This window comes from Larkinella fluvii, from assembly GCF_051857545.1.
Classification (GTDB): Bacteria; Bacteroidota; Bacteroidia; order Cytophagales; family Spirosomataceae; genus Larkinella.
On record NZ_JBPZHB010000003.1, the window covers coordinates 679,321 to 695,097 of the forward strand.

The following is a 15,777-nucleotide window of genomic DNA, read 5'->3' on the forward strand; positions in this document are numbered from 1 at the left end:
GAGGAGTGGAAAAGCGGTTTTTAAAGCCTTTTTCCGCTCCTCCCTTTTTCCTTACCTCCTTTTTTGCTTTCTTGTTCATAATGAAAAAATACGACTTCATCATCGCGGGGGGCGGAATGGCTGGGTTGAGCCTGGCGTATTACCTGAGCCTGTCGTCCCTCCGCGACCGTTCCATCCTGATTCTTGACAAAGAAACCAAAAACCGGAACGACCGGACGTGGTGTTTCTGGGAAGATCAGGAGGGGCCGTTTGAGTCGATTTTATTTCGGAAATGGGACACTGTCGAGTTTTTCGGAACCACCTTCAACGGGATGCTCGATATGGGGGCCTACCAGTATAAAATGCTGCGCGGCATTGATTTCTACACGTTTATGAAGAATCACCTCGCGCAGTTTCCGTCCATCGAGTTTCGACAGGTGACCGTCAACCGCGTTAAGGACACGCCCCAGGGCGGTTTTGTAATCGCCGACGACGAACCTTACATTGCGGACTATGTGTTCGACAGCACCCACTTGCTGAAACTGAACCGCCCCGAAAATCACAACCTGTGGCAACATTTCAAAGGCTGGACGATTACCGCTGAAAAACCGTGTTTCGATGTCGACAAGCCCTGCATGATGGATTTTCGGGTAGATCAGCAAGGCGATTGCCGGTTTTTGTACGTGCTCCCCTTTGATGACCGGACCGCACTGGTCGAATACACGATTTTCAACGACCGGCTGTTGTCGGACGAACAGTACGAAAATGCACTTCTTGGTTACATCGACCGGTTTATCGATACGGGCAGTTACGCGGTTCAGGAAACGGAATTTGGCATCATCCCAATGTCCGACGAGCCGACTACCGAACGCCCGGGCAAGCACGTCATCCGGATTGGGACGGCGGGTGGCTACACGAAACCATCGACTGGCTACACCTTTCAGCGAACGCAGCGGTATTTGCGCGAAATCGTTCAGAACCTGGCGGCAAACGGCAAACCCAAACGCCGTAAGCCGTGGCTACGGCGCGTTTTCAAACGGTTTCTAGACAGTGTGCTGCTGAACGTGCTGCAATACCACCGTCATCCGGCCGACGATGTGTTCACCCGCCTGTACCAGCGCAACGCTCCGGCGCAGATTTTCCGGTTTCTGGATGAAGACACAACGTTTGCCGAAGATCTCAAAATCATGACCACGGTTCCGCTGGGAGCTTTCACAGTGGCGGCTTTCGATGTGATTCGCAAGCGCGTTTTCCGGGTTTAACCTGGCCGCAACCGATTGGCTGTTAAACACCTGACAGGTCTTCAAGACCTGTCAGGTGTTTAACAGCCAATATGCCTTTTCCTCAACCGTTTGCCGTAAGGCACGCGACGATTCGCATCAGCAAACAGGGTTGTGTACCTCACGGCACACGGTTGGGCAGAATTGCCTTGACCTACCGACGTTGCGCTGTTACATCACTATAGAATAGATTGTGCAAAACCGGCTTTTACTTCTAAACTTTTTCCTGACGGCACATAGTCCCCATGGAACGGCAATCCTGTCAACAATCTTCCTAAAAAACGGATAAAAGGTACTGATTGCACCAAAACAGATGAGTAGTATTTTACCAAAAATTCTTTATTATGTAATAATGACAAAAAGCGTCTCATGGTTAAGCGCGTCAACTACCTTTACCTGATCGGTGCCGGGCTGCTGGGCCTGTTGGGTTTTATAACGACCCGGGAAGAGTCTCCGTCGCCGGTTCGAACACCCGCCGAAGAGTTGGCGACTTTTCAGGTTGAGCCGGGGTTAAAGGTTCAACTGGTGGCGTCGGAACCGATGGTTCAAGACCCGGTTGTGATTACCTTCGATGCAGACGGTCGGCTCTGGGTAGTCGAAATGCGGGGATTCATGCCCAACATGGACGGCACCGGCGAAGAAAAACCGGTGGGCCGCATTTCGGTATTGGAAGATACGAACGGCGACGGGCAGATGGACGTCAGTACAGTCTACCTCGACAGTCTGGTCATGCCCCGGGCGCTGGCACTGGTTCCGGGGGGCGCCTTGGTGGTCGAAAGTGGCGCCCTGTGGATGACCAACGACCGCAACGGCGACCTGAAAGCCGATTCCAAAACCCTGATCGACCCGACCTATGCCGCCAACGGTTTGCCCGAACACGCCGGGAATGGCCTCTGGCGCAGCATGGACAACTGGTATTACAATGCCAAATCGCGCCTTCGCTACCGGCTGAACGACGGAAAATGGGAGCGGGACAGCACGGAATTTCGGGGGCAGTGGGGCATCAGTCACGACGATGAAGGCCGACTCTATTACAACTACAACTGGTCGCAACTCCACGCCGATCTGGTGCCGCCCAATTACCTTTCCCGCAATAAAAACCACACGCCAACCACCGGCATCGACCACGGCCTGACCATCGACCGCCGGGTGTATCCGATCCGGCCGACACCGGCGGTGAACCGGGGTTACATTCCCGGAACGTTGAATAAAGAAGGTCGACTGCTGGAATTTACGGCGGCCTGTTCACCCCTGGTCTACCGCGGAACGGCTTTGCCAGCCCCTTATTACGGCAATGTTTTTGTCTGCGAACCCGCGGGCAATCTGATCAAACGCAATGTCGCAGAAGACAATGGGCTGCTGATAACGGCGCAGGACCCCAATCCGGGCCGGGAGTTTCTGGCTTCGACCGACGAACGGTTTCGGCCGGTTCATCAGGCAACGGGTCCCGACGGCGCGCTGTACGTAGCGGATATGTACCGGGGGCTGGTGCAGCACAAAGCGTATGTAACCCCCTATTTGCGGGAACAGACGATCAAGCGGGGGCTGGTGATGCCGATCAATCGGGGACGAATCTGGCGGATTGTACCGGAAAACTGGAAACCGACCAAACCCGCTAAATTGTCGAAGGCAGCCTCCAAAGACCTGATTCGGGAATTGTCGAACCCCGATGGCTGGCACCGGGATATGGCGCAGCGACTGCTTGTGGAGCGCAACGACAAAACCGTGCGGCAACCACTTACCGAGGTGGTGTTGAAAGGCAAAAGCCAACTCGGGCGTTTTCACGCGTTATGGACGCTGGACGGCCTGAAAATGAGCAGCCCGGAACTGCTTTTGAGTCTGCTGGCAGACCCCAACACGCTGGTCAAAACCACCGCACTGCGGCTGCTGGAACCGATGGCCAAAACAAACCCGGCTGTTCGGGCCAAACTGGAAGCGCAACTGCTGAAAGCGTGGGAAAAAGCCCCCATCGAGCAGGTGCTTCAAATGACATTTAGCGCCGGTGTTCTCTCACCGAACGCGTCTCATCAACTTCTGGCCGGGATTGTAAACCGGTATGGCAATACCGCCCTGATTCGGGATGCCGCCCTCAGCAGTCTTCAGAATCAGGAGTTTGCGTTTTTGCAAAGCCTGATGAAATCGCCCCAGTGGCAGGCGCACGAACCAGCGAAGGAGATTTTTCTGGAAATGCTGACCACATCGATTGTTCGAAAACGGAATCCGGCTGAACTCGCCGACCTGTTGAACCAACTGGATCGGGAGTCGCTGGGATGGCAGGAAAAAGCCGTCCTTACCAGTCTGTCGATTCAGGGTAATACCACCAAAAAACCGATCCGGCTTGAAACCGCCCCCACACTGCTGACCCATTCCAACACGAAAATCGAGCCGTTCCGTCTGGAAGGGTTAAACCTCCTTTTTGAATGGCCCGGACACACCGCCGTCAAGAGCAGCGTGACCAAAAAGAACCCCTTGAGCGATGAGGAGCAGAAACTGTTTGCGTCGGGACGGCAACTGTATCTGAGTACCTGCTCGGGTTGTCACGGCACGGATGGGGCTGGCCTGAACCGGTTTGGACCTCCGCTCGTGGGCTCGGATTGGGTGTTGGGCGATGAAAAACGACTGGCATTGATTCTTTTGCACGGCATGGAAGGGCCGGTGGAAGTGGGTAAAAAGGTGTACAATGCGCCGGAGATTCTGCCGGTGATGCCCGCCCACTCCACGATGGATGATGCCTCGATCACGTCCATTTTGATGTACATCCGCAACGAGTGGGGGAACAACGCCGGGCCAATTGGCCGGAGAACCGTCGGGATGACCCGCATTACGTCGCAGGGACGCGTTATGCCCTGGACCGCCAAAGAATTGAACAGCTATATGCTGGAAGCCAAAGCCGCGGGCGGGAAGTAAATTCGCCCGAAAGCAATACTGAATACAGACTATTCCAAACCCGTAATCCGAATGGACAGACGTGACTTTATACAAAAGGCGACCCTGGGTGCCCTGGCGATCTCGTTGCCTAAAATGCCCGCATTCCTGAAAGACGTGCCGATGGGCGTGGTCGTCCATTCCTACGGAAGTCGCTGGAATTCAAAGGTCGAAAGCAAAAAATACCCCGGTTTTACGAACGCAATTGAATTGATCGATCACTGCAAGGAAATTGGCGCGGGCGGGGTTCAGACGGTGGTCAAAGACTGGTCGGCCGACTTTGCCAAAAAAGTGCGTTCGGAACGGGAGAAAACGGGCCTGTATCTGGAAGGGTCCATCGGATTACCCAAAAAAGCGGAACAGGTGGCGGCTTTTGAGCAGGAGGTGATCAACGCAAAAGAAGCCGGCGCAACGGTTTTGCGGACGGTTTGCTCAAGCGGTCGGCGGTATGAAACCTACCATTCCAACGAAGAATGGCAGGCGTTGAAGAAAAACGCACTGGTTTCGCTGCAACTGTCGGAACCTGTTCTGCGCAAACACAAAGTCAAACTGGCGGTCGAAAACCACAAGGACTGGCGAGCCGACGAGCTGGTGACAATTCTAAAACAGATTGACAGTGAGTGGGTTGGTGTAACCCTGGACTTTGGCAACAGCATCGCCCTGCTGGAAGAACCAATGGCCGTAGTGCAGACGCTGGCGCCCTATGTGTTGACAACCCACGTCAAAGACATGGGCGTGGCCGAATACCCGGACGGTTTTCTGTTGTCGGAAGTACCGCTCGGCAGCGGCATCCTGGATCTGCAAAAAATGGTGGCCATCTGTAAAAAACACAACCCGGCTGTCACCTTTAACCTGGAAATGATCACCCGCGATCCGCTGGAAATACCGTGCCGGAAAGAGACCTATTGGGAAACCTTTGGCGGCATACCCCGAACGGATATGGACCGGACGCTGCGCATGGTCAAACAGCATACCTATAAACCGGCCCTTCCGAAGGTCTCCCAACTTTCTCCCGAAGAACGACTGGCGGTTGAGGAGAAAAACATCGTTTCCTGCCTTTCCTACAGTAGCAACAAGCTGGGGCTTAAATAGAGTTTACGGTATTCGGTATACGGTTTTCGGTGCGGTTCCCCGCCGGGACTAACGCATGCTTGCTGGCGCGTTTTTGTTTCATGCGTCAGTCCCGGCGGGGAACCGCACCGAAAACCGAAAACTGTAAACCGAAAACTGAAAACCAATCAACGAATGATGAGTAAAGAAACACTGCCTGGAATTAAGCAATTTGATTTGAGCGGGAAAGCCGCCATCATTACCGGAGGCTCCAAAGGGTTGGGATTTGCGATGGCGGCCGGGCTTGCATCGGCAGGCGCTAACGTGATGCTGGTGAACCGAAATGCGGAAGAAGGAGCCAGAGCCGCCGAGGAACTGAGCCAGGATTTTGGGGTAAAAACCCTTTCGTTCAGCGCCGATATTACGAGTCAGGAACAGACCGAAGCAATGGCCCAAGCCGCTATCGACGCTTTTGGCCGGATCGATATTCTGATCAACAGTGCCGGAATCAACATCCGCGGCCCCATCGATGAGGTGACGCTGGAGGATTTCAGCAAGGTCATGACGGCGAATGTTACCGGCACTTGGCTATGCTGCCGGGCTGTGACGCCCTACATGAAAAAAGCTGGGCGGGGCAGCATCATCAACCTGGCCAGTACGCTGGGCGTGGTCGGCCTGGCCAACCGGACGCCGTATACATCCAGCAAAGGGGCAGTGGTGCAGATGACCCGCGCGCTCGCCCTGGAACTGGCGTCGCATCACATTACCGTCAATGCCATTTGCCCGGGACCGTTTCTGACCGATATGAATGTGCCGATTGCCGACACGGAAGAAGGCAAGAAGTTCGTCGTGGGTGCCACGGCACTGGGTCGCTGGGGTCATCTGCGCGAAATTCAGGGAGCCGCAATCTTCCTCGCCAGCGATGCCGCCACCTACATGGTCGGCTCGCTGCTCACCGTCGATGGCGGCTGGACGGCGAAATAGTTTAACGGTTTACGGTTTTTGGTATCCGGTTTACGGTGGCTGACGCATGCTTGCTGGCGCGTTTTTGTTTCATGCGTCAGCCACCGTAAACGGATACCAAAAACCGTAAACGGAAAACCCCTAAACCAAAAACCGTAAATGGAACAAGTCATTGGCAAGGCCCCCAAAACCCGGGTACGATACGGGATGCTGGCACTCGTATTCATCAACGTCGTTATCAACTACTTAGACCGCAGTAATCTCTCGGTGGCTGCGGCTTCGCTGAGCAAAGACCTGGCCCTGTCTCCGGTCGAAATGGGGTACATTTTTTCGGCTTTCGGTTGGACCTACGCGGTTTTGCAAATTCCCGGCGGGCTGGTTGCCGACCGCTTCGGCCCCCGGATTTTGTACGCCTTCTGTCTCATTACCTGGTCGATATCCACTGTTTTTCAGGGATTTGCGCGTGGGTTTGCCAGCCTGTTTGCCTTGCGACTGGCCACCGGGGCTTTCGAAGCACCTTCGTATCCGATCAACAACCGGATCGTAACCAGTTGGTTTCCTGACAATGAACGGGCTGCTGCGACGGCCATGTACGTTTCGGGCCAGTTCATCGGCCTGGCGTTTCTGACACCGGTTCTGGTAACGATTCAGTATTACACGGGCTGGAAAGGGCTGTTTGTCATCACCGGTTTGGTCGGTTTGGTCTGGGGTGTTATCTGGTACCTTTCCTACCGCGATCCGCTGGAGCATAAGGGCGTCAATGAGGCTGAACTGGCGTATATCGAAGAGGGGGGCGGTTTGTTCCGGGGAAAAAAAGCGGGAACGAAGCACACCAGCGTGTGGAGTTGGGAAAACATTAAACTGGTGTTTCGGGGCCGCACCTTATGGGGCGTCTACATCGCCCAGTTTGCCGTGAACGCGACGCTCTGGTTTTTCCTGACCTGGTTTCCCACCTATCTGGTGAAATACCGGGGCCTGGATTTTATCAAATCCGGTTACCTGGCATCCATTCCGTTTCTGGCCGCCTGCGCGGGGGTACTTCTGTCCGGTTTTCTGTCCGATAATCTGGTCAAAAAGGGCTGGTCGGTGAGCGCGGCCCGCAAAACGCCGATCATCGTCGGACTCATTTTATCGACCAGCATTGTGGGTGCCAACTACAGCACCGACACGGCCTACATCATTTTCTTCATGGCCTTTTCGTTTTTCGGAGCCGGTATGGCCCTGATTTCCTGGGTTTTCGTCTCCTTGTTATCACCCAAACATCTGATTGGGTTAACGGGTGGTGTCTTCAATTTCATGGGGAACCTGGCGTCGATCATCGTTCCGATCGTCATCGGCTATCTGGCCAAAGACGGTGATTTCAAACCGGCTCTGGTCTTTATCGGCGCCCTGGGTCTGATCGGTGCCTGTTCGTATATTTTTCTGGTGGGGAAAATTGAGCGGAGGGGATAGAAAAGAATGATAAATGTAAAATGCTGAATGTAAAATGTAAAAGTTTTTCCAAACCGTCCCTTTTACATTTTACAATCAGCATTTTACATTTATCATTCCTGAAAAGTTTTGTTCTGGTTTACTTATTAATCCATTGCATATGAGTGATTTAGTATTCCCCGACCGCTACAAAGGGCAGGTTGCTATCGTTACCGGTGGCGCAGACGGTTTAGGAAAAGCCATTGCCCGGCGGCTGGGTGCTGAGGGTGCTTCCCTGGCCTTGTTCGACCGGAACGCGGTTTTGCTGGAACAAACGGCGCAGGAAATGACGGCTTTGGGCGTTGTTGTTCGGACCTATACCGTGGATATTTCTCAGGAAGAACAGGTCAAGCAAGCCGTGGAGCAGACCGTGGCGGATTTCGGGCAGCTTGATGTTGTGGTGCATTCGGCGGGGATTGTCGGACCCACCAGCACCAATATTACTGCCTACGCGACGGCTGACTTTGAGAAGTTGCTCGCCGTCAACCTGTTCGGGAGTTTTCTGATCACCAAATATACGGTCGGGCACATGGCCAGCCGACAGTATGGCCGGATTCTGCTCATTGCATCCATCGCCGGAAAAGAAGGCAACCCCGGCATGGTGGGCTATTCGGTCAGTAAAGCGGGTGTAATCGGGTTGGTAAAAGCCATTGCCAAGGAATACGCAACCGCCGGAATCACCGTCAATGGGCTGGCTCCGGCTGTAATCAGAACCGCCATGAACGCCGACACCGCCCCCGAACAACTGGCCTACATGACCGCCAGAATCCCGATGGGTCGATTAGGTGAAACAGACGAAGTGGCGGCTATGGCCTGTTTCATCGTCTCTCCCGAAAATAGTTTTTCAACCGGTTTTATTTACGATATTTCGGGCGGCAGGGCAACGTATTGAGCAGGAAGAAACAAATCGCAGGAGTTCGTAAATCAAAAAGGTTGATCAATCCGTTACCGTCGTAACCAATTACGCTCCGTATGAAAACACGATTTCTTCTGCTTCTAATTGCATCGGTTGGCTTGCTTTTCGGGCGTGTTTCGGCACAATCAAACCAACTGAAACCCGGTTTTGAAAAGTCCGAGTACCTTGAAATGCTGCGGGTGGGCGCGGGCCACATTGACTCGGTGACGATTGATCCTCCGCAAGGCTACAAGAAAGTATATCGCTCGCCCGTTGTGGGTCTCGACAACCGCTGGGAGTTGTGGCAGGGCAACAACGGCGTTGCGGTGATCAGCATCCGGGGCACCACCCTCGACCCGCTGGGCTGGATTGAAAACTTCTATGCCGCGATGGTGCCAGCCACGGGCCAGATTCAGTTGAGCGCCAACGAGCCGTTTTCTTACAAACTGGCTAAAAATCCGCGTGCGGCTGTACACGCTGGCTGGTTGATTGGCATGGCCTATTTGGCCAAAGACATCCTGCCGAAAATGGATTCCTGCATTCAGAAAGGAACCAAAGAATTCATGATTACCGGAATCAGTCAGGGGGGCGCCATCACTTTTTTAATGACTTCATACCTCTCCAATTTGCGGGGCAACCGGCTCCCCGCCGACCTCCGGTTCAAAACTTACAGCATTGCCGCGCCCAAGCCGGGCAATCTTTCCTATGCGTACGATTACGAGGTTCTTACGCAGAGCGGATGGGCATTTAATGTGGTCAACTCTGCCGACTGGGTTCCCGAATTTCCGTTGACGGTTCAGACTACCGATGATTTCAACCTGACCAATCCCGTTACGACGATTCGCAAAGCCATCCGGAATCAGAAGTTTCTCAACCGGGTGATGTTTAATTATGTTTTCAATAAGATGGATAAACCGTCCCGCAAAGCGCAGAAGCAATACCAGCGGTTTCTGGGGAACTACATCAGCAAGGCCGTCAGGAAAAATTTGCCGGATTACCAGAAGCCGACTTATTTCCCAAGCAGTCATTTCATGCGGGCCGGGCAGACCATCGTTTTGGATGCTGACGAAGTGTATTTCCGGCAGTTCCCGGCCGATCCCAAAAAACTCTTGCAAAACCACCTGCTGAATCCGTATTTGTTTTTAGGGAATCGGCTGAAGTAAAAATGGGTATTTTCTCCTGAAAGGTTCGTCGGGCACTACTCGCCCGACGAACCTTTCAGGATGATTTCCCGGTGCAAAACGCCCCATTTCCGCAGGGCTTCAATCACTTCATCCAGCGATTTGCTGTGGGGTGTCAGGGCGTAGGTAACCTTCACCGGAAAGGTATCTTCCACCGTCCGTTTCACCAGTCCGTTCATCGTCAGATCCTGTAACTCCTTGGATAACACGCGGTCGGTAATGCCGTGAACCTCCCGGGCGATTTCGCTGAAACGCTTCTCCCCAAAGGTTAGCGCCACGATGATGGGCAGTTTCCACTTGCCATTCAGCACATCCAGGGCGTCCCGGATGGGTCGTAAAATTCCCATGCACTCCGAGTGGTTCAATTCGACGGGTTTTTCCATGATTTCTGGTTTTACTATCCAAAAGGATAGTGCTATTAAAAAGTATAGTGCTTACAAATGGATAGTAAATATAGGTAAATTTGTTTTACGAAATAAAAAGAATACAAACATGGAAACGCAACAAGACGTGACGATCCGGCGCAAGCTGGTCAATGTATATACGCCACCTGCCCAGCCGGGTTTTCTTGGTCCCGATCACACGGCCCGTGCGGTCATTCATACGAGCTTTTCGGAAAGTGATCCGTTTATCCTGTTGATGGATGACGTGCTTGATAAAAAGGGGGGTGAGCCGGTGGGCGGTCCGCATCCCCACGCCGGTTTTGAAACGGTTACACTGATCTTGGAAGGCGAACTGGGGGATGATGACCACCGGATGAAAGCGGGGGATTTCCAGATGATGACCGCCGGAAGCGGGATCGTTCATACGGAAACCATCGACCGGAAAACGAGGATGCGGCTTTTGCAATTATGGCTCAATCTGCCTAAAAAAGACCGCTGGACTGCCCCCCGCGTTCAGGATTTGACGGTAGAGACAGTTCCCCGTGTGTCTGAACCCGGGCTGGAAATCCGGCTCTACAGCGGTTCGTTTGCTGGCATCACCTCGCCGGTTCAGAATCATGTTCCGGTTATTATTGCCGATATTCAGTTGCAACCCGGCGTCAGCACCGTCCAACAGCTACCGGCTTCTTTTAACACGTTTTTGTACGTAGTTGGCGGGAGTGTTGGAATCGGGAAAGAAGGGAAGCTGCTAAAAGAAAACCAGGTGGGCTGGCTGGACAAATTTCCTGGGGATGCGCTCAGCGACCTTCAACTAACCGCCGGGGAAGCGGGAGGACGGGTTATTTTGTATGCCGGACAGCCTCAGCACGATCCGATTGTTTCCTACGGGCCTTTTATTGGTGATACTGAAAGCGACATCAAGGGATTGTACCAGGCGTTTCGGCAGGGCAAAATGGGCCATGTGTCGGTTTTGCCGGAAAAGCAGAAATTTCGGTATTAAGTCACGGTAGGTGTCTCTGATCGGGAATAAAAATGAGCCGGAAATGGGTAGTTCGTTCGTATAAATTCGCTTCGGGAATGGGAAGGACGAACTGCCCCTTTTAAACCGGACTTCAACAATCGGTGTTAAACAGGTGGATCGTCCCGCATAAACCACCGCACCTATGTCCCTGTCTACCCCTAAACCGCCTTCCACACACTGGCGGCTTCGTCTGCACGAGATCATTTTCGAAGCCGATACGCCCGCCGGGAAAGCCTTCGATATTATCCTGATCGGGAGCATTCTGGTCAGTGTCATCATCGTCATGCTGGAAAGCATCGGCCGGGTCAGAGCAGTGTACGGGGATGAACTGCACCTTCTGGAGTTGTTCTTTACCGGGCTGTTTACCATCGAATACATCCTCAGGCTCATCAGCGTCAAGCAGCCGATGCGGTATGCGCGGAGCTTCTTCGGGATCGTCGATATTCTGGCCATTTTACCAACCTACCTGAGTCTGTTCGTCCCCGGCACCCAGTATCTGTTCACGATCCGCATCCTGCGGCTGCTCCGGATTTTCCGCATTCTGAAGCTGTCGGAATACCTCTCGGAAGCCACGATCCTGACCAGCGCCCTACGGGCCAGCCGTCGCAAAATCAGCGTGTTCATCCTGACGGTTCTGTCGCTGGTGGTCGTGCTGGGGTCGTTAATGTACATCATCGAGGGAGAAGAAAACGGTTTCGACAGCATTCCGACCAGCATTTACTGGGCCATTGTGACGCTGACGACCGTGGGCTACGGCGATCTCTCGCCCCAAACACCCCTCGGCAAGGCTTTTGCGTCGCTCGTCATGATCATGGGATATGGCATCATTGCCGTTCCTACCGGCATCGTTACTGTCGAACTTTCTCAGGCAGCTTTAAAACTAAAGCAAGCCGTTTCATCCCAATCGTGTCCGTCGTGCGGGGCGGAAGGGCACGACGTCGATGCGGTTTTCTGCAAATACTGCGGAACGCACTTGTAATGGGTTTCGCTTTACCGGCCGTTGATGCTGAAATTGATCGGCATGTTATACCGACAAGCCACCACCTGTCCCCCTTGTTTCGCCGGTATCCAGGCAGGCATATTTTTGATGAGTCGAATGGCCTCCGCATCCAGTTCCGAACCTAAACCTTTTAAAATTTCTGCCTTTTCGATCCGGCCCTGCTCGCTGACGATAAAGGTAACGAACACCTTGCCTTCCTCTCCGGTTTGCCGGGCGGTTTCGGGATAGCGAAGATTCTTCCCAATATACTCGCCTAACTTGCTCATTCCTCCTGGAAAAGTGGGTGAATCGTCGACAACTAAATAAACCGGGCGGTCGAATGTGGACGTCGAATCGAGGTTTTTGGGCTGGCATTGCGCGAGAAGCCAAAGCGTCCCCAGTAGTGAAAGTGTGGTAAGGAAGGTTTGCCGGATCATGGCGTTTCTGTTGTTTGGCCAATCGAATAACCTGAATAAGCAAACGTACTAATTTCTATTGTTACTTACTCCCCAATTCGCTCAAATACCGGATCAAATCCCGCACATCTTCTTCCGAGTACGCATCCATCAGTCCCGTCGGCATTAGCGAACCGCTCTCGGTCTGGCTGGCCAACTCCTTTTTGTTGATGACCCGGTTTTTGGTAGAAGCCGTCGTTTTGATGTGAATCACCTCGGCGGTTTCAAAAACCTTGATACCCTGAATGATTTCGCCTTTTTTCGTTTCCACCTGCACCTGATTATAGCCTTCCTTGATGTTTTGGTTGGGCCACAGCACTTCCGTGATGATTTCGCGGGAGGAAAGTCCGCGGCCAATGGCCGACAGGTTCGGACCAATGGTGCCGCCTTTACCGTTCAGCGAATGACAGGCCGAACAGCTTGGGTTGGCCTGATAAATCAACTCACCGCGTTTCGCATTGCCCTGTTCCTGAATGGCTTTCGCCAGTTTTTCCACGTAATCTGAACTGTATTTCCGGGCTACAATCGTCCGTTCTTCGGCCAGCGCATTCAGCCGGGCGCTGAGTTCGGGCGCGTTGATCCCTTTGGTGGCCAGGGCTTCCAGCGCCAGCCGGGCCTGCGGTTTGGACAGGGCGGTTTTTTCCAGTTCCGCCGTGAGGGCTTTAATCCCGGAACGCTGATCGATCAGGGGGTTAATGGCTTCCCGCATGGCGTCGACCGAAGCCCCGGAACGTTGCATTTCGGCCACGGTGGCCCCGGCCGCCAGTGCCACATCCAGCTCACTGATGCCTTTCAACGATGCCAGCCGGATTACGCGGGGCGTTTCGGCAGAACCCACCAGCTTTTGCAGCAACGGCAAAGCCGCGCGCCCTTTGAGTTCGACCAATGCCTTCAAACCTTCGGCCCGGACCCGCTGATCGATCTGGTTGTTCATCGCCAGGTTGTTGATCGTTGCCGCGGTTGAACTGATTTTCCAAGCCCGCGCCAAATGGATCGCGGCCATGTTAACTTCAGCGGTTTTTGACGGCAAAAGGCTGTTTTTGAGCGAAGTAGCCGCAATAGGAGAGACGGGCCGGACGTCCAGTTTGCTCAGGTTTTCGAGCAAAACCGCATCGGTTTGCGCCGACGGTTGACTCAACACAAACTCTATATCGGCGGCTTTTCCGGTTTTCGCCAGACTGAGCAGTAGATTCCGCCGGACCTCCGGCGATAGATTTTCAGAAGCAATCAGCTTCCGATATTGATCCGGCGAGTACCATGACGGTGGTAAAACGCTCACAAGCCAGGCCAGATGACCCGGTTTTTTGAACGTCAGCTTCCCGTTTTGCAACGCCGGTTCCCACGAATCCTGCAAGGCGTAGGCGGTTTTGTTCAGCGCATACGTTAGAAATTTGTCCATCGGCTGGTTCAGCACCTGCGTCGCCAGCACCATCGCTTCGGGGCGGTGAACCGAACTGACAGCCACGAGGGCTTCCAGCCGAACTCGCGCATTTTTGTCGTTGATCAACGGTTCCAGCACCGCCAGCGGATCAGCCAGGCGATCGGACCAACGCCCCACCACGTGGGCGGCATAGGCCCGTGCGCCCGGTTCTTTTCCTTTGGTAAGTTGCCGAAGCAGGTCTTCATAGACCAGTTCGTGGCTTTCAAAGACGCCGAGTGCCTCCATCAGGTGATGTTCGTAATTCGGATCTTTTGGGTCTTGTTTTGCCACCCATTCCGTTAAATCCGGTCGCACTTCGGGCATCGGTTTTTCGGCCAGAAGCCGCTTCACCTGATACCGCACCCAGTGTTCATCGGATTTCAGATGATCCAGCAAAACCGGGACCGGCTGCCCGGCCAGCTTCGGCGGCTGAACCAGTGGTCGGTCAGTGGCCGTAATCCGCCAGATTCGTCCGTGGGTTTTATCGCGATCCGGGTGCCGCATGGAAGCCTGGTAATGTCCGATAATCGGGTTGTACCAATCCATAATGTACAATGCGCCGTCGGGACCAACTTTCACGTCGATGGGCCGAAAACTGCGGCTGCTTGAACTCAGAATCGGGTCGAGCAGCCGGGCCGAATACCCGGACGAATCGTTCGTGACCCGCATCCGCTCGATTTTGTTGTTGTAATACCCAGCAATCACGAAATCACCCTTCAAATCGTCCGGTAAGTGTTTGGTCCGAATGATTTCGATGATGGAGCCTTTGATGACGAGCTTGCCAATGGGCGGGAGCAGGGCGCGCTGGGCGGTTTTGACCAGACCGGGAACGGTGTAAAACAACTCGGGGTCGTTGGCTTTGTGAAACATTTCGCCCCATTCGCCAAAGTTCATGCCCCACGGATTGACGCTGGCCATCGAACCATCCAGAAAATTATCGAGCTGACGGCGCAGGGGCCGATACCGCCAGATGGCCGCCCGGTCGGCTTTTTCGATGCCCCAGGCGGTTTCGACGCGGCTGTAGATGCTGTGTCCCTGCGAAAAAAATAACTCACCCCCGGGACTCCAGATAAACGAGTTGATGGTCTGGTGCGAATCGTGCGTGCCAAAACCCGACATCAGCACCTGCCGTGTGTCGGCTTTTCCGTCGCCGTCGGTATCTTTCAAAAACACCAGCTCGGTTTGTTCGCCCAGATACACCCCGCCGTGGCCGAGTTCAAAACCGAGCGGCATCATGAGCCCGTCGGCAAAAACCCAGGACGTATCCGCCTTGCCGTCGCCATTGCGGTCTTCCAGAACGGTGAGCTTATCGACCGGTTTTTTGCCGGGTTCCAGTTGCGGATACGACGGAATGGTCAGCACCCAGAGCCGTCCTTTTTCGTCCCACCGCATGGCGCAGGGGTCGGCAATGCCGAGGTCTTCGGAAGCGAACAACTCGATTTTGTAGCCTTTGGCCAACTGAAAAGATTTGAGTTCGGCGGCCACCGAATTGTCAGTTTCGGCTGGCGAAACCGACATCGGATTGATTTGACCGAAACCACGATTGGAATGGCTGATTAGACTCAAAATGAGCGTAATCAATAGCGGGATTTTAGGTGGAAAAGTAGAAATGGTAAGCGTCATTTGACAAAAATTCAGGTTTTGGGAATGATGTATTAAACGTTTGCAGGTTCATACAGCCCACGGTTTGAACCGTGGGTTTGGAGAAAAAACGCAATTTTTATGAACCGTTTTAACGGTTTAAGGCGGTTTGCAAAACCGTTAAAGCGGTTTCCT

At 53.7% G+C, this 15,777-nt stretch carries 13 protein-coding genes; 9 read left to right on the forward strand and 4 right to left on the reverse strand.

Annotated features, from left to right (window positions below):
• Positions 1–80: 80 nt before the first annotated feature.
• The gene (locus tag ACS5NO_RS10180) at positions 81–1,241 is read left to right on the forward strand and encodes a lycopene cyclase family protein (RefSeq protein WP_439415039.1); all 1,161 of its coding nucleotides are present in this window, start codon (positions 81–83) and stop codon (positions 1,239–1,241) included.
• A 197-nt stretch (positions 1,242–1,438) separates the two neighbouring features.
• Here ACS5NO_RS10180 and ACS5NO_RS10185 read toward each other — a convergent pair whose 3' ends face one another.
• Positions 1,439–1,630 (reverse strand): hypothetical protein, encoded by a 192-nt coding sequence (locus ACS5NO_RS10185; protein WP_439415040.1) that lies wholly within the window; start codon positions 1,628–1,630, stop codon positions 1,439–1,441.
• On the opposite strand from ACS5NO_RS10185, the gene ACS5NO_RS10190 reads away from it, so the two are divergent.
• From ACS5NO_RS10190 to ACS5NO_RS10215, 6 genes are all read left to right on the forward strand, one after another.
• Positions 1,629–4,166 carry a DUF7133 domain-containing protein gene (locus tag ACS5NO_RS10190; RefSeq protein WP_439415041.1) on the forward strand — a complete coding sequence of 846 codons (2,538 nt, stop codon included), beginning with the start codon at positions 1,629–1,631 and terminating at the stop codon, positions 4,164–4,166. The two genes, ACS5NO_RS10185 and ACS5NO_RS10190, sit on opposite strands and share 2 nt — an antisense overlap.
• Positions 4,167–4,217: 51 nt before the next feature.
• A complete protein-coding gene (locus ACS5NO_RS10195; protein WP_439415042.1) occupies positions 4,218–5,276 on the forward strand; it encodes a sugar phosphate isomerase/epimerase family protein in 1,059 nt (352 codons plus the stop codon).
• A 156-nt stretch (positions 5,277–5,432) separates the two neighbouring features.
• Entirely contained in the window at positions 5,433–6,218 is a 786-nt protein-coding gene (locus ACS5NO_RS10200; RefSeq protein WP_439415043.1) for an SDR family NAD(P)-dependent oxidoreductase, read from the forward strand.
• A gap of 138 nt (positions 6,219–6,356) precedes the next feature.
• Positions 6,357–7,649 (forward strand): MFS transporter, encoded by a 1,293-nt coding sequence (locus ACS5NO_RS10205; protein WP_439415044.1) that lies wholly within the window; start codon positions 6,357–6,359, stop codon positions 7,647–7,649.
• A gap of 139 nt (positions 7,650–7,788) precedes the next feature.
• The gene (locus ACS5NO_RS10210) at positions 7,789–8,559 is read left to right on the forward strand and encodes an SDR family NAD(P)-dependent oxidoreductase (RefSeq protein WP_439415045.1); all 771 of its coding nucleotides are present in this window, start codon (positions 7,789–7,791) and stop codon (positions 8,557–8,559) included.
• Positions 8,560–8,639: 80 nt separating this feature from the next.
• Positions 8,640–9,725 (forward strand): lipase family protein, encoded by a 1,086-nt coding sequence (locus ACS5NO_RS10215; RefSeq protein WP_439415046.1) that lies wholly within the window; start codon positions 8,640–8,642, stop codon positions 9,723–9,725.
• Positions 9,726–9,760: 35 nt separating this feature from the next.
• On the opposite strand, the gene ACS5NO_RS10220 is transcribed toward ACS5NO_RS10215, so the two are convergent.
• Entirely contained in the window at positions 9,761–10,126 is a 366-nt protein-coding gene (locus ACS5NO_RS10220) for a winged helix-turn-helix transcriptional regulator (RefSeq protein ID WP_439415047.1), read from the reverse strand.
• 109 nt (positions 10,127–10,235) lie between these two features.
• On the opposite strand from ACS5NO_RS10220, the gene ACS5NO_RS10225 reads away from it, so the two are divergent.
• Both ACS5NO_RS10225 and ACS5NO_RS10230 read left to right on the forward strand, forming a co-directional pair.
• Complete coding sequence (locus tag ACS5NO_RS10225; protein WP_439415048.1) at positions 10,236–11,126, forward strand: pirin family protein; 891 nt, start codon at positions 10,236–10,238, stop codon at positions 11,124–11,126.
• A 163-nt stretch (positions 11,127–11,289) separates the two neighbouring features.
• On the forward strand, positions 11,290–12,126 hold the full coding sequence (locus ACS5NO_RS10230) for an ion transporter (protein ID WP_439415049.1): 837 nt from the start codon (positions 11,290–11,292) through the stop codon (positions 12,124–12,126).
• Positions 12,127–12,137: 11 nt separating this feature from the next.
• Here ACS5NO_RS10230 and ACS5NO_RS10235 read toward each other — a convergent pair whose 3' ends face one another.
• Positions 12,138–12,563, reverse strand: a complete 426-nt coding sequence (locus tag ACS5NO_RS10235) for an energy transducer TonB (RefSeq protein WP_439415050.1) — start codon at positions 12,561–12,563, stop codon at positions 12,138–12,140.
• 61 nt (positions 12,564–12,624) lie between these two features.
• A complete protein-coding gene (locus tag ACS5NO_RS10240) occupies positions 12,625–15,624 on the reverse strand; it encodes a PVC-type heme-binding CxxCH protein (RefSeq protein WP_439415051.1) in 3,000 nt (999 codons plus the stop codon).
• Between the last annotated feature and the right edge of the window lie 153 nt (positions 15,625–15,777).

Excerpts from the sequence above, each read along its gene's own strand:
- ACS5NO_RS10215 (WP_439415046.1), top strand. The coding sequence starts at position 8,640 with ATGAAAACACGATTTCTTCTGCTTCTAATTGCATCGGTTGGCTTGCTT.
- ACS5NO_RS10190 (WP_439415041.1), top strand. The coding sequence starts at position 1,629 with ATGGTTAAGCGCGTCAACTACCTTTACCTGATCGGTGCCGGGCTGCTG.
- ACS5NO_RS10235 (WP_439415050.1), bottom strand. The coding sequence starts at position 12,563 with ATGATCCGGCAAACCTTCCTTACCACACTTTCACTACTGGGGACGCTT.
- ACS5NO_RS10205 (WP_439415044.1), top strand. The coding sequence starts at position 6,357 with ATGGAACAAGTCATTGGCAAGGCCCCCAAAACCCGGGTACGATACGGG.
- ACS5NO_RS10220 (WP_439415047.1), bottom strand. The coding sequence starts at position 10,126 with ATGGAAAAACCCGTCGAATTGAACCACTCGGAGTGCATGGGAATTTTA.
- ACS5NO_RS10230 (WP_439415049.1), top strand. The coding sequence starts at position 11,290 with ATGTCCCTGTCTACCCCTAAACCGCCTTCCACACACTGGCGGCTTCGT.
- ACS5NO_RS10185 (WP_439415040.1), bottom strand. The coding sequence starts at position 1,630 with ATGAGACGCTTTTTGTCATTATTACATAATAAAGAATTTTTGGTAAAA.
- ACS5NO_RS10240 (WP_439415051.1), bottom strand. The coding sequence starts at position 15,624 with ATGACGCTTACCATTTCTACTTTTCCACCTAAAATCCCGCTATTGATT.
- ACS5NO_RS10200 (WP_439415043.1), top strand. The coding sequence starts at position 5,433 with ATGAGTAAAGAAACACTGCCTGGAATTAAGCAATTTGATTTGAGCGGG.
- ACS5NO_RS10210 (WP_439415045.1), top strand. The coding sequence starts at position 7,789 with ATGAGTGATTTAGTATTCCCCGACCGCTACAAAGGGCAGGTTGCTATC.
- ACS5NO_RS10180 (WP_439415039.1), top strand. The coding sequence starts at position 81 with ATGAAAAAATACGACTTCATCATCGCGGGGGGCGGAATGGCTGGGTTG.
- ACS5NO_RS10225 (WP_439415048.1), top strand. The coding sequence starts at position 10,236 with ATGGAAACGCAACAAGACGTGACGATCCGGCGCAAGCTGGTCAATGTA.
- ACS5NO_RS10195 (WP_439415042.1), top strand. The coding sequence starts at position 4,218 with ATGGACAGACGTGACTTTATACAAAAGGCGACCCTGGGTGCCCTGGCG.